Source organism: Paenibacillus cookii (assembly GCF_018333375.1).
Lineage (GTDB): Bacteria > Bacillota > Bacilli > Paenibacillales > Paenibacillaceae > Paenibacillus_AQ > Paenibacillus_AQ cookii.
Genome location: NZ_BORW01000082.1, coordinates 1 through 1,584, shown reverse-complemented (window position 1 = coordinate 1,584; position 1,584 = coordinate 1). Strand labels below are relative to the sequence as shown.

Here is a 1,584-nt window from a genome sequence, read left to right as displayed (position 1 = left end):
CCTGAATTTCGAAAGTACTGCTCTTTGAAAATATGAAAAAGTGCTCAAATCTTTGGTAGAATGGTGTTTGTCGAGAACACATCACCCAAAGAGAGGAGCACCCTTAAGGTGAAGTCTACCACACCCGTCAGCAAAATCAAGAGCGAATTTTCTCTGCAAAACGCCACAAGCTTCGGCGGCGTCAAAGTCTTTCTGTCCTATCTCGAAAAAATCAAGCTTGCTGAGGCCATGCGCAGCCTCCCCGGCGGCAAAGCTCACAACTCGATTTTCCCTATCCATCATATCCTGCTTTATCTCATTGTAGGTTGGATGCTCGGCTGCGAACGGATTTTTCATTATCGTAAATTGCGGCACGACGCGTTACTCATTCGTTTCCTGGGCGGGCGTTGCCCACATCATAGCCTGTTGTATAAGGAACTGGGGAGACTTGGACGGTCATGCCCCGGGCTCGCGATCGAACTACGAACGCTGAATCAGGAGATCATCCGCCCATGCTTGCCCTGTGACATCATTCTCGATCTGGACTCCACGGTGGAGACCGTATATGGCGATCAGGAAGGTGCGGCTAAAGGGACAAACCCGCACAAGCCAGGGAGAAAAAGCTACCATCCTTTGCTGGCTTTCGAAGGACAAACCCGTTTAAATCTGAACGCCGCACTCCGCTCGGGTAACACGCACTCTTCCACTGATTCCGCGGGCTTCCTGCATCAAACCTTCGATCTCCTCGGCGAGCGCAAGGTGAAGTATGCCCGATTTGACAAAGGCTTTGGCGGTGAAGACTTCTACAGCCTTTGGGAAAACAAAGGAATCGGTTATGTCGGCAAGCTGAAATGGACCCAGCGATTGGACAAAGAAGTTCGGAACTGCCGCTATTGGACGCGCTATGTCGACGAAGACTGGATCATCGAAGGAATTACCATGATCTACAAAGCAACCTCTTGGAAAAAGGCTCGCCGCGTTGCCATTATTCGCAAAGCGCAAGTGTTTGAAGACGGCCAAGGCCGAATCGTGTTCGAGACCGACTGGCAGTACGAAGCCATCGTCACCAATCTGGAATGGGCGCCAATTGATTTGTGGCGTTTCTACAACCAGCGCTGTTGCATGGAGAACTATATCAAGGAAGCCAAAAACGGCTTTTCCATCGATCGTATCGCGGCAAGTGATTTTAAAGCAAACGAACTGGATTTGCTGGTTAAACTACTCGCTTATAATTTGTTCGAGCGATTCAAACGCGATTGCTGCGAGCCGGTACATCATGGCTATACGATTGCCCGATTCCGTCTGGAGTTCTTTCATTGTGCGGCGACGCTCATTCAGCATAGTCGAACTACAGTGCTCAAGCTGATGAAGGACTTCGCCGGGCGGATTGCTTGGAAACGAATCGAAGCAAAAGTAGCCTTACTAGAATGAGGTCTCCTAAAAATTAACATGGAATATTGACTTGCCCCTTCATTGGGGAGGGGGAAAGACCACCCCAAAAGTCAAATTTTCTCTTGCGAACATGGGTAATTCCTACATTTTTACATTTCCTTACCCTATTGTTCCGACGTTTTGCCTTGATCTTATGGGCTTTCGAAATTTAGG

At 48.9% G+C, this 1,584-nt stretch carries 1 protein-coding gene; it reads left to right on the top strand.

The features are described from left to right. The first annotated feature begins 108 nt into the window (after positions 1 to 108). Complete coding sequence (locus KI367_RS26630; protein WP_212953304.1) at positions 109 to 1,410, top strand: IS1380 family transposase; 1,302 nt, start codon at positions 109 to 111, stop codon at positions 1,408 to 1,410. The last annotated feature ends 174 nt before the right edge of the window (positions 1,411 to 1,584 follow it).